Annotated in this window: 19 protein-coding genes; 13 read left to right on the top strand and 6 right to left on the bottom strand. The window is 70.4% G+C overall.

Annotation, left to right across the window (positions count from 1 at the left end; genetic code table 11):
- Window positions 1–64: 64 nt before the first annotated feature.
- Window positions 65–2374: a WD40 repeat domain-containing protein gene (locus tag PKF00_RS32765; RefSeq protein WP_271221576.1), complete on the top strand. Its 2310-nt coding sequence runs from the start codon at window positions 65–67 to the stop codon at window positions 2372–2374.
- Between the two features lie 186 nt (window positions 2375–2560).
- On the opposite strand, the gene PKF00_RS32760 is transcribed toward PKF00_RS32765, so the two are convergent.
- A complete protein-coding gene (locus PKF00_RS32760) occupies window positions 2561–4477 on the bottom strand; it encodes a CASTOR/POLLUX-related putative ion channel (protein ID WP_271221575.1) in 1917 nt (638 codons plus the stop codon).
- 185 nt (window positions 4478–4662) lie between these two features.
- Window positions 4663–5031 (bottom strand): hypothetical protein, encoded by a 369-nt coding sequence (locus PKF00_RS32755; RefSeq protein WP_271221574.1) that lies wholly within the window; start codon window positions 5029–5031, stop codon window positions 4663–4665.
- Between the two features lie 440 nt (window positions 5032–5471).
- Between PKF00_RS32755 and PKF00_RS32750 the strand changes: the two genes are divergently transcribed.
- The gene (locus PKF00_RS32750; RefSeq protein ID WP_271221573.1) at window positions 5472–5849 is read left to right on the top strand and encodes an STAS domain-containing protein; all 378 of its coding nucleotides are present in this window, start codon (window positions 5472–5474) and stop codon (window positions 5847–5849) included.
- Between the two features lie 413 nt (window positions 5850–6262).
- Window positions 6263–7351, top strand: a complete 1089-nt coding sequence (locus PKF00_RS32745) for a hypothetical protein (protein ID WP_271221572.1) — start codon at window positions 6263–6265, stop codon at window positions 7349–7351.
- Window positions 7352–7524: 173 nt separating this feature from the next.
- Here PKF00_RS32745 and lpdA read toward each other — a convergent pair whose 3' ends face one another.
- Complete coding sequence (gene lpdA / locus PKF00_RS32740) at window positions 7525–8925, bottom strand: dihydrolipoyl dehydrogenase (RefSeq protein WP_271221571.1); 1401 nt, start codon at window positions 8923–8925, stop codon at window positions 7525–7527.
- A 96-nt stretch (window positions 8926–9021) separates the two neighbouring features.
- Here lpdA and PKF00_RS32735 point away from each other — a divergent pair, with 96 nt between their 5' ends.
- On the top strand, window positions 9022–9981 hold the full coding sequence (locus tag PKF00_RS32735; RefSeq protein WP_271221570.1) for a TIGR03885 family FMN-dependent LLM class oxidoreductase: 960 nt from the start codon (window positions 9022–9024) through the stop codon (window positions 9979–9981).
- Here the strand turns inward: PKF00_RS32735 and PKF00_RS32730 are convergent.
- Complete coding sequence (locus PKF00_RS32730; RefSeq protein ID WP_271221569.1) at window positions 9974–10669, bottom strand: hypothetical protein; 696 nt, start codon at window positions 10667–10669, stop codon at window positions 9974–9976. The genes PKF00_RS32735 and PKF00_RS32730 overlap by 8 nt on opposite strands.
- Before the next feature lie 774 nt (window positions 10670–11443).
- Here PKF00_RS32730 and PKF00_RS32725 point away from each other — a divergent pair.
- The 5 genes from PKF00_RS32725 (at window position 11444) to PKF00_RS32705 (ending at window position 17972) form a co-directional block, all read left to right on the top strand.
- Window positions 11444–12358: a MurR/RpiR family transcriptional regulator gene (locus tag PKF00_RS32725; RefSeq protein WP_271221568.1), complete on the top strand. Its 915-nt coding sequence runs from the start codon at window positions 11444–11446 to the stop codon at window positions 12356–12358.
- Between the two features lie 256 nt (window positions 12359–12614).
- Entirely contained in the window at window positions 12615–14078 is a 1464-nt protein-coding gene (locus tag PKF00_RS32720) for an APC family permease (RefSeq protein ID WP_271221567.1), read from the top strand.
- A gap of 10 nt (window positions 14079–14088) precedes the next feature.
- The gene (locus PKF00_RS32715; RefSeq protein WP_271221566.1) at window positions 14089–15372 is read left to right on the top strand and encodes a glutamine synthetase family protein; all 1284 of its coding nucleotides are present in this window, start codon (window positions 14089–14091) and stop codon (window positions 15370–15372) included.
- Window positions 15362–16564: an amidohydrolase family protein gene (locus PKF00_RS32710; RefSeq protein WP_271221565.1), complete on the top strand. Its 1203-nt coding sequence runs from the start codon at window positions 15362–15364 to the stop codon at window positions 16562–16564. The genes PKF00_RS32715 and PKF00_RS32710 overlap by 11 nt, the downstream gene beginning before the upstream one ends.
- Before the next feature lie 106 nt (window positions 16565–16670).
- Entirely contained in the window at window positions 16671–17972 is a 1302-nt protein-coding gene (locus PKF00_RS32705) for a M20 metallopeptidase family protein (protein ID WP_271221564.1), read from the top strand.
- A 98-nt stretch (window positions 17973–18070) separates the two neighbouring features.
- On the opposite strand, the gene PKF00_RS32700 is transcribed toward PKF00_RS32705, so the two are convergent.
- Both PKF00_RS32700 and PKF00_RS32695 read right to left on the bottom strand, forming a co-directional pair.
- Window positions 18071–18604: a calcium-binding protein gene (locus PKF00_RS32700; protein ID WP_271221563.1), complete on the bottom strand. Its 534-nt coding sequence runs from the start codon at window positions 18602–18604 to the stop codon at window positions 18071–18073.
- A 230-nt stretch (window positions 18605–18834) separates the two neighbouring features.
- A complete protein-coding gene (locus PKF00_RS32695; protein ID WP_271221562.1) occupies window positions 18835–19800 on the bottom strand; it encodes a D-isomer specific 2-hydroxyacid dehydrogenase family protein in 966 nt (321 codons plus the stop codon).
- Window positions 19801–20424: 624 nt separating this feature from the next.
- Between PKF00_RS32695 and PKF00_RS32690 the strand changes: the two genes are divergently transcribed.
- The 4 genes from PKF00_RS32690 (at window position 20425) to PKF00_RS32675 (ending at window position 25333) form a co-directional block, all read left to right on the top strand.
- The gene (locus PKF00_RS32690; RefSeq protein ID WP_271221561.1) at window positions 20425–20754 is read left to right on the top strand and encodes a hypothetical protein; all 330 of its coding nucleotides are present in this window, start codon (window positions 20425–20427) and stop codon (window positions 20752–20754) included.
- 199 nt (window positions 20755–20953) lie between these two features.
- The gene (locus tag PKF00_RS32685; protein ID WP_271221560.1) at window positions 20954–21346 is read left to right on the top strand and encodes a hypothetical protein; all 393 of its coding nucleotides are present in this window, start codon (window positions 20954–20956) and stop codon (window positions 21344–21346) included.
- Between the two features lie 41 nt (window positions 21347–21387).
- Window positions 21388–23799, top strand: a complete 2412-nt coding sequence (locus PKF00_RS32680; RefSeq protein WP_271221559.1) for a DUF4132 domain-containing protein — start codon at window positions 21388–21390, stop codon at window positions 23797–23799.
- A gap of 247 nt (window positions 23800–24046) precedes the next feature.
- Window positions 24047–25333, top strand: a complete 1287-nt coding sequence (locus tag PKF00_RS32675) for a serine/threonine-protein kinase (RefSeq protein WP_271221558.1) — start codon at window positions 24047–24049, stop codon at window positions 25331–25333.
- Window positions 25334–25396 lie beyond the last annotated feature (63 nt).

Below are 25396 nucleotides of genomic sequence, written 5' to 3'. Positions count from 1 at the left end.
CGCGCAGGGAGTCGAGCGAAAGAGCCTTTACGTTTCCTGACACTCTGGGATGCTCGGTGGCACTATGCCCGAGCAGCCCTCCTCGTCCAGTCCCGATGAAGACGCTTTAGCCGCCCTGCGCACGCGGTTACAACAGCTGCATCGCCGCCGCGGTCGGCCTAGCTACCGCGATCTGGCCAAACAGACCGGCAAGGCGATCAGTCACACCACCGTCGGCGAGGTGCTCCGCTGTGCGCGGCTGCCGCGCTTGGGCCAAGTAGAAGTCATCGTCGAAGCCCTGGACGGGGATATGGAGGAGTTTCGCGCCCTGTGGCTGGCCGCTGATGAGGGCACTCTCCCACCACCTACCGCACCCACGCAGAGTGCCGCAGACAGCCATGCCGATACGGTCTTGGCCGGACACACCGACACCGTCTTCGGGGTGGCATTCCGCCCCGAGGGCTACCTGCTGGCCACCGCTAGCGACGATGGCACGGTGCGGTTGTGGGAGACCGCCACCGGCCAGCAGCTCGGCGCCCCCTTCATCAAACACGTCGGCCCCGTTTATGCAGTGGCTTTTCACCCAGACGGTCACCTGCTGGCCACCGCCGGCGATGACGGCACGGTGCGGTTGTGGGACACCGCCACCGGCCGGCAGATCGGCGACCCCCTCACCGGCCACACCAACATCGTCGTCGGGGTGGCTTTTCACCCAGACGGTCACCTGCTGGCCAGCGCCGGCGGCGATGGCACGGTGCGGTTGTGGGAGACCGCCACCGGCCAGCAGATCGGCGACCCCCTCACCGGACACACCGACATCGTCGTCGGGGTGGCTTTCCACCCAGACGGTCACCTGCTGGCCACCACCAGCTACGACCACACGGTGCGGTTGTGGGACACCGCCACCGGCCGGCAGGTCGGCGACCCCCTCACCGGACACACCAACATCGTTTATGGAGTGGCCTTTCACCCAGACGGTCACCTGCTGGCCACCACCAGCTACGACCACACGGTGCGGTTGTGGGACACCGCCACCAGACAGCAGATCGGCGACCCTCTCACCGGACACACCAACATCGTCCTTGGAGTGGCTTTCCACCCCGACGGTCACCTGCTGGCCAGCGCCGGCGATGACGGCACGGTGCGGTTGTGGGAGACCGCTACCGGCCGGCAGATCGGTGACCCCCTCACCGGACACACCGACATCGTCGCTGGGGTGGCTTTCCATCCCGAGGGCCACCTGCTGGCCACCACCAGCTACGACAAAACGGTGCGGCTACGGGCGATCCCTGCTGCTCTTCGGCCCGCGGCGGCCTCGGCGGCCGCACGGCGGATCACGGAGTTGCGGACTGCGTTGTTCGCGCTACAGCGCTCCCACCACGACCTGCGGCGTGCGCATGGCCACCTGCGGCGTGAGCGTGATGACCTGGCAGTCCGAGTCGAAGAACTGTCCACACCGCCTGAACCCGAGCAGCGGAAGCTGATCGTGTACGCCGCTCGTGTCCTGACCGGACACACCGACACTGTCGTCGGAGTGGCTTTCCATCCCGAGGGCCGTCTGCTGGCCAGCGCCGGCGATGACGGCACGGTGCGGTTGTGGGAGATCGTCACCGGCCGGCAGGTCGGCGACCCCCTCACCGGCCACGCCAACCTCGTCTTTGGAGTGGCTTTCCATCCCGAGGGTCATCTGTTGGCCAGTGCCGGCGATGACGGCACGGTGCGGTTGTGGGAGATCGTCACCGGCCGGCAGGTCGGTGACCCCCTCACCGGCCACACCGGCTCCGTTTACGGAGTGGCTTTCCATCCCGAGGGCCGTCTGTTGGCCAGTGCCGGCGATGACGGCACGGTGCGGTTGTGGGAGATCGTCACCGGCCGGCAGGTCGGCGACCCCCTCACCGGCCACACCGGCTCCGTTTACGGAGTGGCTTTTCACCCCGTCGGTGACCTGCTGGCCACCACCAGCAGCGACCACACGGTGCGGTTGTGGGAGACCGCCGCCAGACAGCAGGTCGGCGATTCCCTCATCGGACACACCGGCTCCGTTTACGGAGTGGCTTTCCACCCCTTCGGCCACCGGCTGGCCACCACCAGCAGCGACCACACGGTGCGGTTGTGGGAGATCGCCACCGGCCGGCAGGTCGGCGACCCCCTCATCGGCCACACCGACCTCGTCTTTGGGGTGGCTTTCCACCCCGACGGTCATCTGCTGGCCACCACCAGCGATGACGGCACGGTGCGGTTGTGGGAGATCGTCACCGGCCGGCAGGTCGGCGACCCCCTCACCGGACACACCGGCTCCGTTTACGGAGTGGCTTTCCACCCCGAGGGCCATCTGCTGGCCACCTCCGGCGGCGACCATACGGTGCGGCTGTGGCCCGGGCTGACACCGCAGTAGCCGCAACGCGGCTCGCGATGACGCTCCCCACCAACCGGGTCCATGGTCTCCGGGTTCGGCTCGCGGAGCAGTGACCGGCAAACGCACTCGTTTGGGCCTGGTGGCACGAGCCTTACCGGCGCCCGTACTCCGTTGACCTGGTCAGATGTCGTCCCAGGAGCCGGACAGAACCAAGGTTCTGCCCGGTCAGCGTCCCAGCGCGGCCCGTTTCTGCCGTATTCCGGTGGCACCCCAGGGGCGGGCTCCGTCCTCCTGACGGAGGCGGCCGCCGGCGAGCACGATCACGGCGTCGCCGGGCTCGAACGTCAGCCTTCTGCTCTTGGGCGGGTTCAGGGCGATGCCGCCAGCGCCGCCGGACAGGCACTCCGTGCGGTAGCCGATCGCGACCTCGCCGTACGCCCGCGCGGCGGCAACCACGGTCGCGTAGTCGACGGGGGTCGACAGCCGCACGTAGTCGTCGGCGGGTCTGATGTAGATCTCCTGCCCTCCGGCGTCGAACAGGTCGGCGAACACGTCATGACGCCGGGGGTTCTCCGCGACCTGGATCATCAGGAGGCTGGTGACCTTCGAGCTGACGATGAAGTCGTCGACCTCGGTGACCTCGACGAGACGCCGGTCGCCGTCCCTCGCGATCTCGGTCACCAGGCTGTGCCGCCATCCGTTGCTCCTGCTCATCTCCCTGACGTGCAGGAGGGTGAGGAGCGTGCGGGAGTCGGCGACATGCGCTCCGAACCGGTCGTCGGCCAGGATGAGGACGTGGTCGTAGGCTCCGAGGTCGAGTCTCTGGAGGGTGGAGTGCCGGGTGATGTCTCCGGTCTCGTGGCTGAGGGTCAGGCCGGCGACCCGGGCTGAGAGACCCTCAACCTGGGACGTCATCCGGGAGTCGTCGGCGACGACCTTCAGCTGCGACCCGGGCGGCATGTAGTGGTCGAACTCCGCGACGATCGCGGCGCCGCAGGCGTTCCAGCCGAGGACCAGGACGCGGCGCGCCACGGGCTCGTGCTCGCCGGTGGCCACGATCGCGTCGTGGTCCACCCGGGCAGAGGCGCGGACCGGCTTCGCGTCGTCGTCGTCCATGATCAGGATGAGCCGGTCGCCCGCGTCGATCGTGGTCTCCCCGGCCGGGTTGAGCAGGACCTTCCCCTCCCGCTCCAGGCCGATGAGGGAGCAGTTCTCCAGTGCGGGCAGGGCGTCGCCGAAGCTCTCGCCCGCCAGCTCTCCCGGCTGCCGGAAGTAGATCTCGTCGCCCTCGAAACCGAGCAGGTCGCTGTAGACCATGGACAGTCCCGCGTGCAGGCAGGTCTGCACCATGACCCGCGCGGAGATCTCGTCGACGTCGAGGATCAGCGCGTTGGCCCCGCCCGCCAGGCGGGCCGCGACGAGGTTGTCCGGATCGCGGATGCCCGCGACCAGCTGGACCCTCGGCCGCACCTTCGCGGCGTCGAGGGCGAGGAGGCTCTTGATGGTCCTCGCGTCGGAGCACGTGTCCTCCGAGCCGAGCACGATGACCGCCCGTGCCCGCTCGGGGCTGACGATGGCCACGTCCATCGGATCGGTGGGGCTGCCGGTGCGGCACACCACCCGCAGACGGCGGGGAAGGTCGACCCTGTCCCTGATGGCCTCCTCCATGGAGACCCTGTCCCTGTCGGCGAGGATCGCCACGCAGGTCCTGCCCCTGCTGGCGTTGGCCACCGCGAGCTCGGACAGGATCAGGAAGACCTGCTCCGACCAGCCGAGGATCACGGTGTGGTCGCGCTCGATCACCAGCGACCGGCCCTTGCGCAGGCTGGCCAGCTTGCGGTCGAGCCCCGTCTCGATCAGCCCGATGAGCGTGCTGAAGATCACTATTCCTGTCAGGGCGAGCACCAGCATGCATCCCAGGAACACCGGGGATCCGCTGTCCCGGGTCACCACCCCGGGCGACATCGTGCGCATCAGACCCGACCACAGGGCGGACGGCAGGTCCGTGGCGTTCGGGGCGAGGGTGAGGATGGCCGCCGCTCCGACGACCGCCATGGCGAGCGCCACGACGGCGAGCAGGCCGATCATCGCCCAGGTTCCCCGGGCGATGAGGTTGTCGAAGCGGTATCGCAGATGCCTCAAAGACGACCCCTCCGTTACCTGACATTGGGTGACTTAACTGACACCGAAAGTGATTATGGCTCGCCAGTGGGGTGAGTGGAAGGCGCTCGGAAGCCTGGGGCTCCCGGAGGGGGCGGCGGTGCGGGGGGTGACGGCAAAACGCCCCGGCCGGACCTCGGGAGGTCCGGCCGGGGGTGGAGGGGTTTTCAGCTGGCGTTGGCGCAGACGGCGTAGACGCTGATGCCGACGTCGTTGTAGCCGATCTGGCGGCCGATGCCGATCCAGCCGGTGCCGTCGTCGGTCGGGAAGGAGCCCACCAGGATCGCGCCGTTGCCCTGGGCCTCGGCGCCGCCGCCGACGACCCGCTTGCCGGCGGGGCACCTGAGCACGCGACGGGTGAAGTTGGGGACGTTGGCGTTGGGCAGCTTGATGAGCTGGTAGCCGGAGAAGTCGGCGGCCGCGGGGGCGGGGACGGCGGGAACGGAGGCCGTGGCCGGCATGGCGGCCACGGCCGTCAGGCCTGCGCAACCGACGAGGGCGGCCAGGGCGATAGACGTGAGCTTGTTGAGGCGCATGCTCTCTCCTGGGTCGGATGGTGCTGCTGTGGTGACACAAGGTAAACGTATGACTACTTGCAGTGTCCAGGCAGGATTCTGTGGCCCCGAGGCGACTTGCGCGCGACGGCTGGTCGCGATCGCGGAATCGGCTGCCAGCCCGGTGTCGCCGCTCTGGCGGCGGGCTCGCTCAGCCCCGTCGCCACGCTGACGCTGGTCGCGCTGACGCTGTCCGGCGCGCTGCCAGGCCGAGCCCGACCCGGAACGGCGTCCGCCGGTCCACGTCGGCTGACCTCCGTCTGGCCGAGGCGGACTCCTCGTCCCGTCTCCCGCGCCCGCGGACGTTACGCACATGTCCCCCGGCGGTCGCCGGGCCGTCCGGGAGGGACGGGTATACCTTGTGATCAGGCAGGGCGGCTCCCGGCGCGGACCGCCTCACCGGTGAGCGGGAAGGACGGGTGATGAGCAGAGAGCTGGTCGTCCAGGTCACCCACCACGAGGAGGCGGACTGCGCCGTGCTCACGGTCACGGGAGACATCGACCGGACCTCCAGTCCGCTGCTCGGAGACGCCATCCGCGAGCTGATCACGGGCCGTCGCCCCCGGATCGTCCTCGACGTCGCGGGGGTCACCTTCTGCGACTCGAACGGCCTGCGGACCTTCCTCAGCGGGATGACCCTGACCTGCGACGCGGGCGGGTGGATGCGCCTGGCGGGGGTGCGAGGCCACTTCGAGCGGCTCCTGCGGATGACGGATCTCTACGGTTTCTTCGCCATCGACCCCGATGTGCTCGGCTCCCTGCGGCACGCCTCCGGCGGCGGGTCCTCGGCCCAGGGGTGAGAGGGCGGCGGCCTCCCTCCTTCCCGGACGCCTCCTGTCCGCCCTCGCCTGGCGTCCGGCTCCCCTTCCCGGGGGGGAGGGGTTGACGGATCGGGCGCAAGCCGTACTATGACGTAAAGTAATCGACGATAAACGCTTTGTGAGCAGATCAGGGTGTGGCCGCGTCCGGCGGTCGGTCGCCGACGCGCGGGACTCGCCCGATCGCTCGCGGGCGTTCGGCGCGTCGTCGTTTCGCTGACCCCTGTGTCTTGGGTGGAGCCGGGGGATCGGAAGGGTCGGGCTTCCGGGGCGGCGTTCGGGTCGTCGAGAGCTCAAAAGGATCAAACCGGGCATCTCCCTTGACTTCGTGCTGCCTGTCATGCCGGGGTCGCGGTCGTGTCCGGTCCTTCATCCCCCAGCCGATGGAGAACGGCATGCTTCACGTACGAAAGGCAACAACAAGGATTCTCTGCGTCGTCGCGATGCTCGCGGGCTGCCTCACCGCCGCGGTCACGAGCGCGTGGGCCCAGGTCCCCGACCAGTGGGGATTCGCCTATGTCAACATCGCCAACGGCGTCCCCACCCTCGCCCGCCAGGCGGGAAGCTGGCCCGCGGGCCCCACGGTCACGGTGCTCACCCCGCCGGGGGGACCGACCTATGTCAGGTTCCCGCAGATCGCGACGCTCGGCGGCGTCGTGCACGTCACGGCGGTCTCGCAGGGCCCCCACTGGTGTCAGGCCCTGAACTGGGGTCCGTCGGTGGGCGACCTGCTCGTCGCGGTGAGATGCCACCAGTACGGCGGCCCCCAGGTGTCCATCCCGTTCACCGTCCTGTTCGAGAAGAGCAGCGGCCTGCTCCCCGCGCCGCAGGCGTTCGGCTACGTCCGCCACAACGGCGCGGCGATCGTCACCCAGTTCAACTCGTCGGGCGTGGCGAACACCGTCGTCGCCGGGCCTGTGGGGAACTGGAACGTCACCCTGCCCGGTCTCGGGTCCGTGGGCAGGGCGGGCGGTCTCCAGGTGACCGCGGTCAACCCCGCCCAGCCCGCCCGCTGCAAGGTCGCCGCGTGGGCGTCCGCCCCCGCGGGCCAGACCGTCAGGGTGCGCTGCCACAACCTCGTCAACACCCCGATCAACACCGGCTGGACGCTCACCTACCAGCGTGAGCGCGCGATCACCGGGGCGGCGCTCCCGCCGAAGAACTTCGCCTACACCTTCGACACCGCCCCGGCCGCTCCCGGGCCGTACTCCCCGGTGCCGCCCGCGATCAACCACAACTCCCAGGCGGGGCTGAACACCGTGCAGGGCGCGGGGGCGGGGCTGCGCCTGGTGACCTTCCCGCGGGTCGGCGTGCTGCCCGACCACGTCCAGGTCACGGCGTACGGGACCGGCCCCGGATACTGCAACCTGCTGACCCCGTGGAGCACCGCCGGGCTCGTCGCGACCGTTCGCGACGTCGCCTGCTACAACGGCCTCGTCCGGACGAACCAGCCCTCCCTGACGACCTACACCTCGGCGTTCTGAGGGGCGCCTCCGAGACCGGGCACACCTGAGCACAACGGAGCGCTCCCGGCCCCGGCGCCCGGCGCGCCTTCCCGCGCCGCCGGGCGCCCGTGCCGTTCCCGGTCTCCGGGGGCGGCGCGGGCCGGAACCGACGACAGGCTCCGGCGCTCCCGTCCGAGGCCGCGACAAGGGCCTCACATGTTGATCATGTGGCCCGCCAGTCCGTGGATCGCCTCCTTGACCGCCTCGCCGAGCGTGGGATGGGCGTGCACGTTACGCGCCACCTCGGTGACCGTCAGGTCCCACTGCTGGGCCAGCGTCAGCTGCGGCAGCAACTCGGTGACCTCGGGGCCGATCAGGTGGGCGCCGATCAGCTCACCGTGCTCGCCGTCGCTGAGGATCTTCACGAACCCGACCGCGTCCCCCAGACCGTGGGCCTTGCCGTTCGCGGTGAAGGGGAACTTGGCCACCTTGACGTCGTAGCCCAGGTCGCGGGCCTGCGCCTCGGTGTAGCCGAAACTCGCGACCTGGGGCTGGCAGTACGTCGCCCTCGGGATCATCACGTAGTCGAGCTCCATCGTCTCGGCGTCCGCGATGGTCTCCGCGGCGACGATCCCCATGAACTCGGCCGCGTGCGCGAGCATCAGCTTGGCGGTCACGTCGCCGATGGCGAAGATGTGCGGCACGTTCGTACGGCCGCGGGCGTCGATGGCGATCGCCCCCCTGTCGGTCAGGGCGACCCCGGTGCGCTCCAGGCCGTACCCCTCGACGCGGGGCTGGAAGCCGATCGCCTGCAGCACCTTGTCGGCCTCGAGGACCTGCTGCTGTCCGTCACGTGAGACGGTCACCCGCACCTTGTCGCCCGAGTCGTCGATGGACTCGACGCGGGTGGAGGTCAGGACCTCGATGCCGAGCCGCCGGTAGTGCTTGGCCAGCTCGGCCGAGACCTCCTCGTCCTCCAGCGGGACGATCCGGTCGAGGAACTCCACGATCGTCACCTTGACGCCGTAGTTGTGCAGGACGTAGGCGAACTCGACGCCGATCGCGCCCGCGCCCGCGATGACGACACTGCCGGGCAGCTCGTCGCTGAGGATCTGCTCCTCGTACGTCACCACCCGCTCGGACACCGACGTCCCCGGCAGCAGCTTCGTGGTCGCACCCGTCGCGATGACGCAGTGGTCGAACGTCACCGCCTGCTCGCCGCCGTCCGCGCCGGTCACCCGCAGCGTGTTGGCGTCGGTGAACTCGCCCCGCCCCTCGTACTCGACGATGCCGTTCTTCTTCATCAGGTAGTGCACGCCCTTGACGTGCCTGTCGGCGACCTTGCGGCTGCGCTTGAACGCCTCGCCGTAGTCGAAGGTGACGGTGCCGTCGACCCTGATGCCGAACGTCTTGGCCTCGTGGGTGAACAGGTGGGCGAGCTCGGCGTTGCGCAGCAGCGCCTTGGAGGGGATGCACCCCACGTTGAGGCAGACGCCGCCCCAGTAACGCTCTTCGACGATCGCGGTGCTCAGGCCCAGCTGCGCGGCCCGGATCGCGGCCACGTATCCTCCCGGGCCCGCACCGAGGACTACGACGTCATAGTGAGTGCTCATGGGTCGGACACTATTGAACGTGGGGCCGCCGCGCTCACAGGGGGTGGCGTTCCGGCGGGGAGGCCGACTGGACCGCCGTCGCACGGGTAGCCGGTCATGATGACGACCTACGGTTTTCACTCATCACACGAGCAGGTCCATCCGGCAGAACTGCTGAAGGCGGTGGTCAGGGCCGAACAGGCGGGGTTCGCGGCGGCGATGTCGTCGGACCACTTCTCCCCCTGGAGCGAGAGACAGGGGCACTCCGGCTTCGCCTGGTCCTGGCTGGGGGCCGCCCTGCAGGCCACCGGGCTGCCGTTCGGCGTGGTCAACGCGCCCGGCCAGCGCTACCACCCGGCGATCATCGCCCAGGCGATCGGCACGCTCGCCGCGATGTTCCCCGGGAGGTTCTGGGCGGCCCTGGGCAGCGGGGAGGCGAGCAACGAGCACATCACCGGGGACCGGTGGCCGCGCAAGGAGCTCCGCAAGGCGCGGCTCAGGGAGTGCGTGGACGTCATCAGGGCGCTGCTGGCGGGGGAGGAGGTCAGCCATGACGGCCTGGTCACCGTGGACCGCGCCCGCCTGTGGACCCGCCCCGACACCCCGCCCGAGCTGATCGGCGCCGCGGTGAGCGTCGAGACCGCCCGATGGTGCGCGGAGTGGGCAGACGGCCTGATCACCGTGCACGGCCCGCTGGAGAGGTCACGCGAGGTCGTCGAGGCCTACCGGGAGGCGGGCGGGAAGGGGAGGACGGCTCTGCAGATCCACCTGAGCTGGGCCGAGACCGAGGAGGAAGCCCTGGCGATCGCCCACGACCAGTGGCGGAGCAACGTCTTCGCGCCGCCGGTGAGCTGGGATCTCGACACGGCCGAACTCTTCGACGCGATCTCCGCGGACGTGCCGCCGGCGCGGGTGGCCGAGGTGGTCAACGTCTCCGCGGACCTGGGCAGGCACGCCGCCTGGATCAACGAGTGCGCGGAACTGGGCTTCGACGAGATCTACCTGCACCACGTCGGTCAGGAGCAGAGCGCCTACATCGACGCCTTCGGCGCGAAGGTCCTTCCCCAGCTCAGGTGACCGGACCCGCGTCCGCCTCCCCGCCCCGGCCCCTCCGTCCGCGCGGGTTCGGCGGCTCCTCCTCGATCCGGCGCTCGTGGATCCGGCGCTCGTGCCTGCGCCGCTGCTGCCTGAGCCGGTGCTCGATCTCGTCGTGCACCGGCCGGTACGCCGCCGCGGCGGCCAGGGCCTGTTCCCGGAAGCGTCCTCGTTCCCGCAGCAGCTCCGAGGCGACCCTGCTCCGGCCGCCGGGCAGCAGCCGTACGAGCCGGAGCCTGGCGCGCTCGTGCGCGGCGCGCAGCGTCGCGCCGGCCTCCCGCAGCGCCGTCGCGTACTCGATCGCCGCCTCCCGCCACAGCAGGGCCTCCTCGCCGGTGCACGGCACCCTGTCGCCCGTGTTGTGGTGGTGCAGCGTGTAGAGGGGGCACATGCCCTCGGGCATGGGAGTGACGTCCAGCCTGTATCCGCCGACGTTGACCTGTCCTCCGGTCGGCGTCGAGGGCTGCCCGTCGGTCCTGTTCCTCAGCCCGACGTCGTAGAAGTACGGATAGACGGCGTTGTCGCGGCGGCTGCGGCGCAGGCGGCGGGCGCGAACGGCCTCCGCACGGAGATCCGAGATCAGGCTGGGCACCGACGTGCCCTCCACGAAACTCACCATGCTCACCAGGACGGCGAACAGCCCCAGCACGAGCAGGATGGTCTGGAGCATCGGCGCTTCTCCCCAGGAACCCGCGACGTTCGCGGATGCTTCGATGACCGGTGTGCGGGAACGGTCGCTCTGGTTTTCCACGCCATGACTCCACGGCCATGTCGCGTTGGAAACCCCCGACTGCGCCAGCGTGCGGTCCCGTTGCCGAACAATAGCATTTTTTCGATCATATCAAATACGTTTTCATACCAAATCATATTTGGTCGATGTGTGTTTGGATTGTCGTTGATCGGTGCCTGTCGATCGTGAGGGAATGGCGCTCGGATCCGTTCTCCGTGTGATGGTCCCGTGGAAAGGCCGACACGGCCGATCGGGAGGCGGGGGACATGTGTGTCGTGGCCGCGCGGCTTTTCGGGCCGCCGGTAAGGGGGCGGGGAGAGGGTGCGGCGCTCTGAGGGGAGGGGCGTTCGCCGTCGGGGCGCACTGATATCCGGCCTTTTATGAAAATCATTTCAGGGGAATGCGGGATCAGCCCCAGGGTGCGCTCGCGTGCCCTCGAGCCGCGTCCTCCCGGCCGCGGAAAGAAGCGCTGAGAGTTTCGTTCACCTGGGCGGTGGATTTCTCCGCGTTTCGGCGGGGGGACGTCGCCGCCCTGCGGATTTCGTCCTTCCAGGAGTCCGCAGGAGGGTCGGGAGAGCCGCCGGAGGCGTCGAGGGACGGGGGAGAGCCTGTGGGGCGGGCGGCTGCCGTCCTCCGTGAAGCGGCGCGTCGCCCGCCCGGGCCGACCGGCCAGAATGAGGGCTTGGACGACCCGAAACGGCGAGAGGGGTTCCGATGACCGACGAGGGCGGGAACGCGGAGCGGCAGGACGCGCCGGTTTCCGGGGAGGGGACGGAGATCTTCGCCTCGGTCGCGGAGCGCGTACGGCGCAGCCTGGCCGGATCCTCCGCGGGGGAGCGGCTGGTGGCCAGGACCCTGCTGGCGAACTACCCCACGGCCGGACTCGAGACCGCGGCGCGGCTGGCCGAACGCGCGGGGGTGAGCGCGCCCACCGTGGTCCGGTTCGTCGCCCGGCTCGGTTTCGCCGGATACCGGGCGTTCCAGCAGGCCCTGCGGGACGAGATCGAGGCGCGGCGCGCCTCGCCGCTCACGCTCGCCCAGCAGCTCGGCGACGGGATCGCCCCGGACTCGCTGCGCGTGACGGCCGGAGCGATCTTCCGGCAGCGGCTGGACGAGTCCTTCGCGGCGCTGTCGGACTCCGAGATCGAGGCGGTGGTGGCCCTGCTGGCCGACCAGGGACGCCGCGTCGCGCTGATCGGGGGGAGATACTCGCACATCCTCGCCGAGTACCTCGATCTCCACCTGCGGCTGCTGCGTCCCGGGACCCGGGTGCTCGACCCGCGCCCGGAGAGTCTGGCCGCGTTCTCCGTGGACGTCGGGCGGCGTGACGTCGTCGTGGTGTTCGACTACCGGCGCTACCAGCGTGACGTCGTCGAGTTCGCCCGCCGCGCGCACGAGGGGGGAGCCAGGGTCGTGCTCTTCACCGACCCGTGGCTGTCCCCCGTCTCCGAGGTGGCCGACCTGGTGATTCCGGTCAGGGTCGAGGCGCCGAGTCCGTTCGACAGCCTCGTCCCGGCGCTCGCGCTGGTGGAGACGGTGGTCGCGGGAGTGACGGCGCGCCTCGGGAAGGCGGGCGAGGAACGGCTGCGGCGATGTGAGGAGATCGTGGGCGACGTCACACTCGGCTGACGCCGCCCCTGCCGCCCCCGCCGCCCCTGCCGCCCTCGCCGTTCGCGCTGTCTCCGCCGCCCCGAGGGTCCCGGCGTCGCCGTCTCTCGTCGCGCGCTCGCGCCTCCCGCTGGTTCGCGTTCCCGGCGTCCGGCCTCCACGGGTATGTAACAAATGTTTCATGAATTCTTGTTGATGCTCTTTATGAAAGCTATGTTTCATCCACACGTGCTGGTCGCGTTCGCCGCCGGCGCCGTCGTCACCATCAGGAGGTGCCGTGACCGAAGAACTGCGCCCGCCACGCAAGCTACGCCTGTGGGAAGCACTGGCCCTGTCCGTCGGGCTCATGGGGCCCACCCTCGCCATGGCGCTGAACGGCGCGGGCGTCGCGGCCACGGTCGGCAAGGCCGTGCCACTGGTCTTCGTCCTGGGCCTCGTCGGCGTGGCGCTGGTCGCCTACGGGTTCGTACGGCTGACCAGGCACTTCAACCACGCGGGGTCCGTCTACGCCCTGGCCGGGGTGACCCTGGGCCCCAGGGCCGGGTTCTTCGGCGGGTTCGCGCTGCTGGGAACCTACGTCTTCTTCGCGGTGTGCACGCTGGCCGCGACCGCCGTGTTCGCCGAGGCGTTCGCCGCCGCGCTGGGATTCTCCCTGCACGTCCCCTGGTTCGCCGTGGCCGCCGTGGCGTGCGTCGGCGTCTGGGCGGTGAACTCCCGGGAGTCCCGCGTCACCGCGCGCACCCTGCTGATCGTCGAGGGCGTCGGCATCGTCGGCATGCTCGTGCTCAGCGCCGTCATCGTCCTGCGCACCGGGACCGGGCACGCGCCCGGCGGGCAGACCCTCGACCTGTCGGTGTTCGGCCTCGGCGGCACCACGATGAGCGCGGTCATGACCGCCACCGTGTTCGCCTTCCTGTCGTGGGCGGGCTTCGAGGCGTGCGCGTCGCTGGGCGAGGAGACCGCCGATCCGCGCCGCAACGTGCCCCGCGCCCTGGCGGGAAGCGTGCTGCTCACCGGCGGTCTGTACGTCTTCGTGATGTTCGCCCAGACCATCGGCTTCGGCACGGGGGAGAAGGGCGTCGCCGCCTTCTCCGGCTCGGAGTCCTCCCTGTCGGCGCTCGCGCAGAGCTACATCGGAACCTGGTTCTCGCTGGTCATCGCCTTCACCGCGGTCGCCTCCGCGTTCGCCGCCTCGATCAGCTCGACCGCCGCCGCCAGCAGGCTCATGTTCGCCCTGGCCAGGGACGGCTTCGGCCCCTCGGCGCTGGCCCGCACCGACCGGCGCACCGGAACGCCGACCGTCGCACTGGTGACCGCGCTGGTCGTCGCCCTGGCCGGTGACGTGGTCCTCGACCTGACCGGCGTCTCCGCCTTCGACGCCTACTACTGGTTCGCCACGCTCGGCGTGCTGTGCCTGCTGGTGGCGTACGCGGTCGCCGGGGCGGGGGTGATCGCGTTCATCCTCTCCGGGCGCGGGCGGATCCCGAAGCACGAGATCGTCATACCGGTGCTCGCCATCGCCTACCTGTGCTTCGTCTTCTACAACCAGTCGGTGGGGCAGGCCAGCCCGCTCAGCTTCTTCCCGTGGGTCGCCGCGGCCTGGTGCCTGGCGGGGCTGGCGGCCGTGCTGGCCGCGCCCAAGCTGGCCCGCCGGATCGGCGAGCGCCTCACCGCCGAGCTGACCGGGGCCGAACCCGGCCTGGGAGAGCACCGTCCGCCCACCGCAGAACCCGTTCGATGAGAGGCCAGCCATGACCGGAGCGCCCACCGTCTTCGCCGCGACCTGTGACCTGGCCGCCCAGCTGCGCGGCCGTGCCGTGCCGGCCTCCCGTGAGGAGGCGCTGCTGCGCGGTGGGACCGGATGGGTCCCCGCGGACCTGGCCATCACCTCCTTCGGGCCGATCGCGGAGAACGTCTTCGGCTCGACCGGCGACCTGCGGCTCATGCCCGACCCGAGCACACGCGTCGACATCCCCGCCGACGGCGACGTCCCGGCCGTCCGGCTCTACCTGGCCGACCAGACGTTGCCCGACGGAACCCCCTGGGAGTGCTGCCCCAGAGGATTCCTCGCCTCCGCCGTCGCCGACCTCCGCGCCGAGCTCGGCGTCACCGTGGTCGCCTCGTTCGAGCACGAGTTCACCCTGTCAGGCCTGCCCTCCTCGCCGCCGTTCTCCTTCGAGCGCTACCGCACCGCCGAACCGTTCGGCTCCGAGCTGGTGACCCTCCTCGAAGAGGCGGGATTCGAGCCGGAGACATGGCTTCCCGAGTACGGCGAGGCCCAGCACGAGATAACGCTCAGCCCGGCCGACGGGCTCGTCGCCGCGGACAGGGCGGTGCTGCTGCGCGAGCTCGTCCGCGACCTCGCCCGGCGCAGGGGGTTGCGGGCCGGCTTCGCGCCGCTCCCCGACCCGGAGGGCTCGGGCAACGGCGTGCACATCCACCTGTCGTTCCGCGACGCCGACGGCAGGCCCGCGCTCCACGACCCCTCGCGCCCCGGCGGCCTGTCGGAGCTGGGAACGCGCCTGTCCGCCGGAATCCTGCGCCACGCCTCCGCGCTGACGGCCGTGACCGCCGCGAGCCCCGTCTCGTTCCTGCGCCTGACCCCGCACCGGTGGAGCGCGGGCGGGGCGTTCCTCGCCGAGCGCAACCGGGAGGCCATGCTCCGCATCTGCCCCGGAACGGGACCGGACGCCGGAGCCCAGCTCAACCTCGAGTACCGCGCCGCCGACGCGACCGCCAACCCCTGGCTCGCGCTCGGAGTCCTGCTGCGGGCCGGGCTCGAGGGGATCCGCAGAAACTACCCCGAGCCCGTCGTCTGGCCGGAGTCGGCCACCGAGGCGGAGCTCGCGGACGCGCAGCCGCTGCCGACGTCGCAGCGGGAGGCGCTGGACGCGCTGGAGAAGGACGACGTCGTGCGTGGCTTCCTGCCCGCCGATCTCCTGACGACCTATCTTTCGGTCAAGAGGGCCGAGCTGGAGGCGCTGGCCGGGCTCGACGACACGGAACGCTGCCGGAGGATCGCCGATGTCCACTGAGTTCCCCGAATCTCCCGGGTTCTCGTCGGCCCAGGACTTCTCAGGGGCCGACGAGGCCATGGAACGGGCCGTCGGGGCGATCCCGCTGGTCGACCACCACGTGCACGGCGCGCTCGCCACGGACGTCTCCAGACGCCAGTTCGAGGAGCTGATCACCGAGTCCGACAGGCCGGTGCCCGCCTGGATGACCCAGTTCGACTCCCAGATCGGCTTCGCGATCCTGCGGCACTGCGCGCCCGTCCTCGACCTCGACCCGCACGCCGACCCGGAGACCTACCTCGCCCGCCGGGCCGAACTCGGGACCGAGGAGGTCAACAGACGTCTGCTCGCCGCCAGCGGGATCGGCCACTTCCTGGTCGAGACCGGCTACCGGGGCGACGAGATCCTGGACCCGGCCGGGATGTCCGCCGTCACGGGACGCCCGGCCGACGAGATCGTCCGCCTCGAAGCGGTCGCCGAACGCGTCGTCGCCGAGGGAACCGACGCCGCCGGATTCGCCGCCCGCTTCGAGGCGGCGCTGTGGGAGCGCAGCCGTACGGCCCGCGGCCTGAAGACGATCGTGGCCTACCGCCACGGGCTCGACCTCGACCCCCGCCCACCCAGCCCCAACGAGGTGACGGCGGCGGCGGGGCGCTGGCTGCGGACGGCCGAGCGAACCGGGACGGTCCGCGTCGACGACCCGGTGCTGCTGCGCCACCTGATCTGGAAGGGCGTCGACCGGGGGCTGCCGCTGCAGTTCCACATCGGCTACGGCGACCCGGACGTGGACCTGCACCGCTCGGATCCGCTGCTGCTGCGCGGCCTCATCGAGCTGGCCGAGCCCAGCGGCGTCTCGCTGCTGTTGCTGCACTGCTACCCGTTCCACCGCAACGCGGGCTTCCTCGCCCAGGTCTATCCGAACGTCTACTTCGACGTCGGGCTGGGAGTGAACTACACCGGGGCGCGCAGCGTGGCCGTCGTGGCCGAGAGCCTGGAGCTGGCCCCGTTCGCCAAGATCCTCTTCTCCTCCGACGCCTGGGGGCCCGCCGAGCTGCACCACCTGGGCGCCCTGCTCTGGCGGCGCGCGATGACCCGGGTCCTGTCCGGTTTCGTCGCGGACGGGGAGTGGAGCCGGGCGCGGGCCGTACGGGTCGCCACGATGATCGGCGCGGAGAACGCCCGCCGCGTCTACGGTCTCGGGGAGGGTACGTGACGGCTGTCCGCGCCCTCCGGCGCGGGGAGATCAGGCCGGCTCACCGGGCGGGCCGTACGACCGGCGTGATCCGGAGAAGGGGAGAGCGCGTGAACGGGGAGGCTGTGTGAACGACGTCCACGAGAGGCTGAGGGCCGCACTCGCCACCGAGCTGCCCGGCGCCTGCGAACTGCGGCGGGAGCTGCACGCCGAGCCGTACGTCTCGGGCAGTGAGGAGCCGACGCTCAAGCGGGTCCTCGACGCGCTGCCCGGGGGCGGCGCGCCGGAACGCGTCGCGGAGACCGGCGCGCTCGTCCGCGTCGGCGGCGAGGGGCTCGCCGTCGGGGTGCGCGGTGAGCTGGACGCCCTGCCGATCACGGAGGAGACGGGCGTCCCCTGGGCCGCGCGCAACGGCGCCATGCACGCCTGCGGCCACGACGTGCACCTCGCCGCGCTGGTCGCGCTGGCCAGGGCGGTCGACCGGGTGAACGCCGATGACACCGCTCACCGCACCGGCGCCCCGGAGGGTTCCGGAGTCGGCGCGAGCACGTGGTCACCGCGGGAGACGGAGAGGGGGAGCGCGGGAGACACGCGGCGGGAGACCCTGGGAGGGGGGCTCCCTCCGCTGGTCGCGGTGCTGCAGCCGCGCGAGGAGACCTACCCCTCGGGGGCGCTCGACATCGTCGAGTCCGGTGCGCTCGAGCGGCACCGGATCGGCGCGATGGTCGCCGCGCACGTCCAGCCGGTGCTCGCCGCCGGTGAGACGGCCTGCACCCCGGGGGCCGTCAACGCCTCCGCCGACGAGTTCACGCTCATCGTGCGGGGCCAGGGCGGTCACGCCGCCTACCCCCAGCTGTCCAGGGACCCGGTCCTGGCGCTCGCCCAGATCATCGTCGCGGCCCAGCAACTCGTCAGCCGCGACGCGGACCCGATGACGCCGACCGTCGTCACCTTCGGCACGGTGAACGCGGGCACCGCCCCCAACGCGACCCCGGCCGACGCCGTCGCGCGCGGCACCCTGCGCACGATGTCCGAGGCCTGGCGCGAGCAGCTCCACGAGCGGTTCCGGGTGATCGCCGACGGCGTCGCCCGCGCCCACGGCTGCGAGGCGGAGGTGCTGATCGTGCGCGGCGAGCCGGTGCTCGTCAACGACGCCCGCCTCGCCGAGGAGACCGCCCGGCTGCTCGCCCTCTCCCCGGACGCCGCGGTCCGCCACGTGCCCGCGACCCTGCGCTCCTGCGGGGCCGACGACTTCGCCTACTTCTGCTCCGCGGTGCCGTCCCTGATGCTGTTCGTGGGCACGGACACGGCGTCGGGGCTGCACACACCGGAGTTCCTGCCGGGGGAGGAGACGGTGGCGGCGGTCGCGGAGAGCCTGCTCGCCGCCTACCTGGCCGCCGCCCGGGTGATCGGCGCGGTGGACGTCTGACCAGGTGAGCGATCCGTCGTCCTACCGGGGGTCCTCGGTTCGTGAGGCGGTTCGAGTCGTATGGCGACTTCGCGGGGCGAGCGTGGCTTGACGCGACGCTATTTCTCGCAGGAGCTCTCGGTCTCGGCACTGCAGGTGTCGAAGCCGGCGGCGCCGTTGGCGACATCGACGCCGCCGTTGCCGGTCAGGACGTCGTCCCCGGAGCCGCCGTTGAGGGCGTCCCGGCCGGAGCCGCCGGTCAGGCGGTCGATGCCGCCCCCGCCCAGCATCGAAGACTGCAGGGAGGTCTGGTTGTTCACCGAGTCGTCGCCGCCGATGGTGCTGGCCTCGATGAACTGGATCCCGCTGCCGGTCCCGGTGCAGTCGACCACCTTGGGAGCCGTCTTGACGCATCCGGGGCCGGCCGTCACCGATGAGTCGACGCCCACGCTGATCTTGCCCTCGAGTTCGGTGATGTTGACGACGTCGGCGCCGGGCGTTCCCACGACGAACAACGTGCGCGAGTTGACCTGGACGGTGATCACGTCTGCGGCCGCGTGGACCGGAGAGGTGAAGGTGGCGGCGCTGACCAGGCCGGCCCCGGTCACCGCCAGGGCGGTGAGGAAGCGGCGCATGCGCACCATACGCGACATAGTGGTATCTCCCCGTCTAACCGTTGTGGTTCCTGCCGGGACTCATTGAAACGGGCCACTCGCCACGGTGTCTGCGTCGTACTGCACACAACCCCGGATACCCGATGTCGCTCCGCGGTCCCGCTGGACGCGGATCGACATCCGTGCCACGGTTCGCCGTTCTCGCATTCGAGCGAACGGTCCGATCGAGTGCGTCCAAGGACCGTTCGTCCCATCGGAACCGGTTCAGGTCAGTACCCCGCCGTGGGATCGACGAGCCCCTCCAGCGGACGACCGGCCCGCAGGCTGCGCACGTTCCGCTCGACCCGCTCGCAGAGCATCCGTGTGACGTACTCCGCCGAGTCCGCGCAGTGCGAGGTGATCAGAACCCTCGGGTCGTCCCACAGCGGATGTCCCTCGGGCAACGGCTCGGGGGCCGTCACGTCCAGCCCGGCGGCGGAGATCCTCCCTTCCCGCAGGGCCTCGACGAGCGCGCCGGTGTCGATGTGCGCACCCCGCGCGACGTTGACGAGGACGGCGTGCGCGGGCAGCAGCGCCAGCTCGGCGGCGCCGACGACGTGCCTCGTCTCCGGGGTCAGCGCGAGGGCCAGCACCAGGACGTCGGTCTCGGGGAGCACGGCGTGCAGCGCGGTGGCGGGCAGTGTCTCCTCGGCCCCCTCGACCTTCTCGGGTCGCCGCCGGATCACCGTCACCCGGCACTCGAACGGCTGCAGCAGCCGGACCAGCTCGGAGGCGATGCCACCCCCGCCGAGGATCGTCACCCTCAGCCCGTGCAGGGATCGGGGATCCGCCGAACACCACCGAGGCGTCCGCGCCTGCCGGGCGACGTTGCGCAGGCAGGTCAGCGTCAACATGAGCGCGTGCTCGCTCACCTGCCCGGCGAAGGACCCCTTGGCGCAGGTGAAGGTCACCGGTCGCCGGAACACCCCCGACGGGGCGAACCTCTCCACCCCCGCCCACGGGAACTGCACCCACCCGATCCCGGGGTGCCCGTCCAGCACCGCCCCGAGCCGCTCCGGCTCCCCGGGCACGAGCCACACCAGCCCGTTCGCCTCGGCGAACGGGACGTTGACACCGCCGCCACGCGACACGGCCTCCGTGATGCCGGAACGCAGACGGTCGAGGTCGGGAGAGTTGGCGCGGCTGTCAGCCGCGACCTCGTCGACGGACGGGGCGATCGCGATGCGGGGTTCCATGGTCGGCATTCTGTCGTGGCTGGTTCATCGAGGTTGGTGCAGGGTTCCTGCCGGTATCACCGAGTTCGACGGGGAGCTGTCGGCGATCCCGCGAGCGGTCGTGTACGGCGCCGCACGACGTCCGAGAAACATCCAGGTGGCGGTGCGCCTGGCCGGCCGGAGAAATCGCATCACCCGGCCGTGGGGCTGATTCCTTAATTGCGGATTTAGGTCATATAGCCGGATTTTTCTATTGATGTCTCACTGGCCGTTTCGGACGGCCGGGAGGCGGTTCGGCGCCGGTCGTCCGTGGGAGGCGAGGTGGGGTTCACTCGCGTGGCGGGCCACGACGGGTGGGGCTGTTCTACGGTTTGGGGCGAGCTTGGTGTGGTAGTTTCGGAAAACTAGGTATCCGGCCGCCTTTCTATGATTCTCATTGGCTTGTTTGGTTTTATCCCCATGCTGTTGAGGTGGGGATACGTCGTTCATCTTCCCTCGAAGCAGGCGTGGCTGGATGACGCGGCTTTGATGTCGATCTTGCGTTCTGGCGCGTCAGAGTGTCGGTGACGTGTTGGAAAAACCCGGTGGACTGGTCGCGTTTCTCCGTTCACCGCGTTTGTCGCCCTCATCGCGGAAGGGATTGGCGTGGCACACAAGAACGGAAAACGGCCCAAACTCGGTAGACGTTCCAAACTCGGCCGGCGATACATCGCCTGGCGCAACGGGCTGCCGCGCGGCTGGCGGATCTTGTGCGACATCGTCAGCACAGTCGTGGTCGTCATCGTGGCCGCGTACGCGTTCATGTGGGCCGTGGGGCTTCTGGTGATTCTCGCGCCGGTCCTCATGTTCCTCGGCTTCGCCCGTGGCGACGCCGACAGCCTGCGCCGCGACCGGGAGCGCGACCGGCAGTGGGAAGAGGACAACGATCCGCGAGGCAACGGTCCCCGCAGCATGGCGTCGGGCTACTTCGACTAGCCGCCCGAGGTCGAAAGGCTGAGGCCTTCGCCGCGGTGCTCCAAGGGTGAGTCCGGGGCAGGGCTTCGCGACGGGAGCGCACGGAAGGCCCGGCGGAGAGGCGGGAGCTCCCCCGGCGACTGCGGCATCGGATTTTCTGTCGGCTGCCAATGCTACTGATGGCCATCACAATGATTCCGATGACTTGTGGAGCTGCGGGATGGCAACGGTCACCTTCCGGGACGAGACCGCGATGGGAAAGCCGATAGAGGAGTTCTCGCTCCCCGACCTGCCGGAGAGCATTTCGGCGCGGGAGCTCGTACGGCTCCGCGTCCGTGAGGAGGTCGCCCGCTACAACGCCGCTCCCTCCGTCCGGTTCACCGGCCTGGTCCGTCCCGTGGACGCCGAGGTGGAGCTGAACGGCTACCGGATGGGCGAGAAGCGGCGGATCGACTGGGAGCGTCAGGCGGACGCCGCCGAGCGGGCGTTTCAGCGCAACGGCTTCCTGCTGCTGGTCGGGGAGCGTCAGATCGACGACCTGTCCGAGATGATCGACCTGACCGTCGACCCGGTCGTGTCGTTCGTCAAGCTCGTGCCGCTGGTCGGGGGCTGAGCATGGGGGCCGTCGACGATTTCGCGCAATGTCACAGCTACATGGTCGAAAACCTGGATCCGTTGACCCTGGAGGCCTTCGCCCGCTTCGACGCGGCCTTCGAGGCGGGGCGGGAGCCCGCCGACGAGGGGGGTGACCCGCGGCTGTTCGGCCGCTGGGCGCAACTGCGGCTCGCCAGGGGAGCGGAGGGAGGCCACGACCACGACGAGCGCGTCCTGCGCGCGACCCGGTTCGCCGCCGACGGCGACAGCCCGTGGACGGCTGAGGACGTCCGCTTCCTCTGGGAAGCCGCCAACGTGCTGATGATCTGGCGGCACACCAACTATCCGGAGCTGTACCGGATTCCGCTCGCCGCGGCCCGGCGGCTGGACCACACCGACCGCCGCCGCATCCTGGGAGACACGCCGTCCTGGTTTCACCGTGACCACAGGCCGGTCTGGGAGACTGTGCACGAGCAGCTGGAGGAGCTGCTGACCGAACCTCCCGAGCACGGCCCGGCTGGCGTGGTGCGGAACGTGATCTGGGACTGCGACGACGTCGCTCGCACGCTGGCCGAGAAGTACGGCTCCCGCCTGGCCGATCCCGCGGTCCTGCCCCTGCTGCGCCACTGGAGCGCCGCCCGCCCCGCCAAGCCCAGCGACAGATGGCTCAAGACCGCTCGGACGCTGTTGACGCCCGAGGCCGTCGGCCTCATCCGCGAGATCCTTCCCTTGGTGGCGGCGCACCGGGAGAAGACGATCGATCATGTCGCCGCCAACGGTCACGAGTGGCAGGAGACCGTCTTCCTGCACGGACGCACCGCCGTACCGGTGCGTGGCATGGTGTGGACCTGCGAGCTGATCGACGAGCCGTGGGTGCCCCAGCTCCTCGGCGACCTCGCCCTGACCTGCGGCACCGGCATCGGCGGATCGGGCGCCAACTGCCGCAGCGAGATGCTCGCCAACGCCGCCGTGAACGTCCTGGCCCGCCGTGGCGGGCTGGACACGGTCGCGGCACTGGCCAGGGTCCAGGTCAAGGTCCGTAAGAAGACGGTGCTGGCCAACGTGGCGCACGCCCTGGACGCGGTGGCCGCTCAGGCGGGCCTCAGCCGTGAGCGGCTGCTCGACCGGACCGTGCCGGCCTTCGGGCTCGGCCAGGACGGGGTGCGGGAGGAGAAAATCGGCGACTGCCTCGTACGGCTCTGCGCCGACGGTCCCGCGCTGCGGTTCGTCAACCCGGCGGGCAGAAGCGTCAAGTCGGCCCCGCAGGCCATCCGCAGGGATCCCGCGCTCGCCGAGCTCAAGGCCACGCTGAAGGAGCTCAAGCAGGCGCTGCCGGCCGAGCGGTTCCGGCTGGAGCGGGCGCTGATCGAGGAACGGATCTGGCGCTGGCACGAGGTGACGGAGTTCTTCCTCGACCACCCGGTCACCGGCCTGTACGCCAGGAACCTGATCTGGCAGATCCTCCAGGGCCCGGCGGGAGTCCCCGTCAGGACCGATTCCGGATGGGAGCTCACCGACCCGCGCGGCCGCAGGATCCAGCCGTACCCCGACACACCGGTCCTGCTGTGGCACCCGATCCGCGAGGCGGCCGAGGACGTGCGGGCCTGGCGTGACCACCTGCTGGAGCGCGGGGTGCGCCAGCCGTACAAGCAGGCCTTCCGCGAGGTCTACCTGCTGACCCCGGCCGAGGAACGGACCCGCACCCACTCCAAGCGCTTCGCTGGACACGTGTTGCGCTACGGCCAGGCCAAGGCGCTGCTGAACCAGCGCGGCTGGACCGACCTGTCGATCGGCCACTGGGACTACGACCTCGGCAGCCAGAGCGACGCCGTCAAGGAGCTGTCCGGCTGGCAGGCCCGCTGGAACATCCGCATAACGGGCGACCCGGAGGCCGACGGCTGGGGCTCCGCCTCCTTCTGTGTCAGCGAGCAGATCCGTTTCCACCGGGACGGGCAGGACGCCGTCGACCACTACGGCTACGCCTACCGCGAGGGCGTCCCGCTGACCGAGGTGCCGCCGCTGGTGCTGTCGGAGGTGCTCCGCGACGCCGACCTGGCCGTGGGCGTCACCTCGGTCGGCCTCGACGAACAGGCGACCGGAGGCCACGAGGACTACTGGCACTCCTACGGGTTCGGCGAGCTCACCGAGACCGCCCAGACCCGGCGCGACGCGCTCACCCGCCTGCTGCCCCGCCTCCGGATCGCCGACCGGGCCGAGCTCACCGACCGCTTCCTGCGGGTGCGCGGCGACCTGCGGACCTACCGGATCCACCTGGGCTCGGGCAACATCCTGATGGAGCCCAACGACGCCTACCTGTGCATCGTCCCCGGCCACGACCGCGAAACCGCGTCCGTCTTCCTGCCCTTCGAGGAGGACGGCGGCATGCTCTCGGTCATCCTGTCCAAGGCCTTCCTGCTGGCCGACGACACCTCCATCACCGACCCGTCGATCACCCGCCAGCTCGGCGCCTGAAACCACCGGGCGGCCTCCTCAGGGGGCTCGTCACAGCTCGCCCAGAGGTCGCCCCGGTGACTCATGTCCGCCCGTCCACACCTGCCCGCGTGCCGTTCGCATGGCTTTCTCCACCCGGGCCCGACCGATCCGTATCATTTGCGATGTGTCCCCCGCGAGTGGTCCCGCCCACTATCACCACAACACCGGCGGACGTATTCCTGACCGGCCTTCATGGCGAGGCTTTCCACTCAGCCTGGTCTGGGCGTTGGCGCCGCTGTACACCTGCGGATTCGCGACTCCCTGCATCGTCGGACACGCCGCGTTGCGCCTGAAAAGCCGGAATTTAGGCTTCGCGGCCGGCGTCTACGGCGTATTGCTGATCGTGTACTTCACCATTACGGCGGCCTTCAGCGACAACAATCCCGCGACCAAGGAGCCGGTGGTCGACATGGTGGTGGGAGTCTGGATCCTTACGGGCTGGCTGGGCGGCACGGTGCACACGCTCATTCTCCGATCAGCCGTTTTCCGGCCCCGGACGAGGCCCCATATCCCCTCGGCGGTCTGGAGCCACAGCCCCGTGCCGCCACCGCCGCACCATGCTCCGCCCGCCTCACCACCGCCGTATCGGCCTTCGAGCGCCTCGTCGTCGCCGTACCGGCCTTCGACCGCTCCGCCACCGTCCTACCAGGCTCACGCCGCCCCGGCCCAGGCTCCGCCGGTCTCCCGGTCGGTCTCCACGCCCTCGTGGAACAGCATGGGCGGTGAGTCCGTTTCCCACCCCTTCAACAGGATCGGGCCGTATCCACTGATCCGGAAGATCGGCGAGGGGGGCCAGGGGGCGGTCTATCTCGCGCACGGCCCGGACGGGCAGCCGGTGGCGATCAAGGTGCTGCACAATCGGATCATCGGTGGTGCGGCCGAACGCGAGAGCTTCATCAGGGAGGCCACCATGGCCCGCCGGGTGCGTCCCTTCGCCACGGCGAAGGTGATCGACGTCGGCGTCGTCGACGACCTGGCCTACATCGTCAGCGAATACGTGCCCGGCCCCTCCCTGGAACGGCTGGTCAGGACCGAGGGGCCGAGGGGCGGCGACGGCCTGACCCGGTTGGCCATCGGGACGGCGGCGGCGCTCAAGGGCATTCACGCCGCCGGCATCGTGCACCGGGACTTCAAGCCGGCCAATGTTCTGATCGGCCAGGACGGCCCTCGGGTGATCGACTTCGGGATCGCCAGAGCGCTCGACCAGATCACGATGACCTCGGGCGGTCTCAAGGGCACCCTGATCTACATGTCGCCCGAGCAGATCTCCGGTGAGCCGGTCGGACCGGCGTCCGACATCTTCAGCTGGGGGGCGACCATGCTCTTCGGCGCCACGGGCAGGCACGCCTTCGGCGCCGCCTCCCAGCCGGCCGTCTTCAAAATGATCGTCAGCCATCACCCGGACCTGTCCGTGCTGCCCGTGGCACTGCAGGCTCCGGTGGCCGCCTGCCTGGCCAAGGACCCGCGAGACCGGCCGACGGCCGCCGAGGTGATGCTGGAGGTCACCAACTGACGGCGTCACCGACTGACAGGGGTGCCGACTGATGGGGGCACCAACTGACGAGGGCACCGACTG

The sequence above is a fragment of the Streptosporangium carneum genome (genome assembly GCF_027922005.1).
GTDB classification, from domain to species: Bacteria; Actinomycetota; Actinomycetes; order Streptosporangiales; family Streptosporangiaceae; genus Streptosporangium; species Streptosporangium carneum.
The sequence above is the reverse complement of the archived record's forward strand: the minus strand, read 5'-3'. Positions and strand labels throughout refer to the sequence as shown.

Excerpts from the sequence above, each read along its gene's own strand:
- PKF00_RS32750 (WP_271221573.1), top strand. The coding sequence starts at position 5,472 with ATGAGCAGAGAGCTGGTCGTCCAGGTCACCCACCACGAGGAGGCGGAC.
- PKF00_RS32730 (WP_271221569.1), bottom strand. The coding sequence starts at position 10,669 with ATGCTCCAGACCATCCTGCTCGTGCTGGGGCTGTTCGCCGTCCTGGTG.
- PKF00_RS32735 (WP_271221570.1), top strand. The coding sequence starts at position 9,022 with ATGATGACGACCTACGGTTTTCACTCATCACACGAGCAGGTCCATCCG.
- PKF00_RS32685 (WP_271221560.1), top strand. The coding sequence starts at position 20,954 with ATGGCAACGGTCACCTTCCGGGACGAGACCGCGATGGGAAAGCCGATA.
- PKF00_RS32765 (WP_271221576.1), top strand. The coding sequence starts at position 65 with ATGCCCGAGCAGCCCTCCTCGTCCAGTCCCGATGAAGACGCTTTAGCC.
- PKF00_RS32680 (WP_271221559.1), top strand. The coding sequence starts at position 21,388 with ATGGTCGAAAACCTGGATCCGTTGACCCTGGAGGCCTTCGCCCGCTTC.
- PKF00_RS32695 (WP_271221562.1), bottom strand. The coding sequence starts at position 19,800 with ATGGAACCCCGCATCGCGATCGCCCCGTCCGTCGACGAGGTCGCGGCT.
- PKF00_RS32700 (WP_271221563.1), bottom strand. The coding sequence starts at position 18,604 with ATGTCGCGTATGGTGCGCATGCGCCGCTTCCTCACCGCCCTGGCGGTG.
- PKF00_RS32715 (WP_271221566.1), top strand. The coding sequence starts at position 14,089 with ATGACCGGAGCGCCCACCGTCTTCGCCGCGACCTGTGACCTGGCCGCC.
- PKF00_RS32755 (WP_271221574.1), bottom strand. The coding sequence starts at position 5,031 with ATGCGCCTCAACAAGCTCACGTCTATCGCCCTGGCCGCCCTCGTCGGT.
- lpdA (WP_271221571.1), bottom strand. The coding sequence starts at position 8,925 with ATGAGCACTCACTATGACGTCGTAGTCCTCGGTGCGGGCCCGGGAGGA.
- PKF00_RS32725 (WP_271221568.1), top strand. The coding sequence starts at position 11,444 with ATGACCGACGAGGGCGGGAACGCGGAGCGGCAGGACGCGCCGGTTTCC.
- PKF00_RS32710 (WP_271221565.1), top strand. The coding sequence starts at position 15,362 with ATGTCCACTGAGTTCCCCGAATCTCCCGGGTTCTCGTCGGCCCAGGAC.
- PKF00_RS32745 (WP_271221572.1), top strand. The coding sequence starts at position 6,263 with ATGCTTCACGTACGAAAGGCAACAACAAGGATTCTCTGCGTCGTCGCG.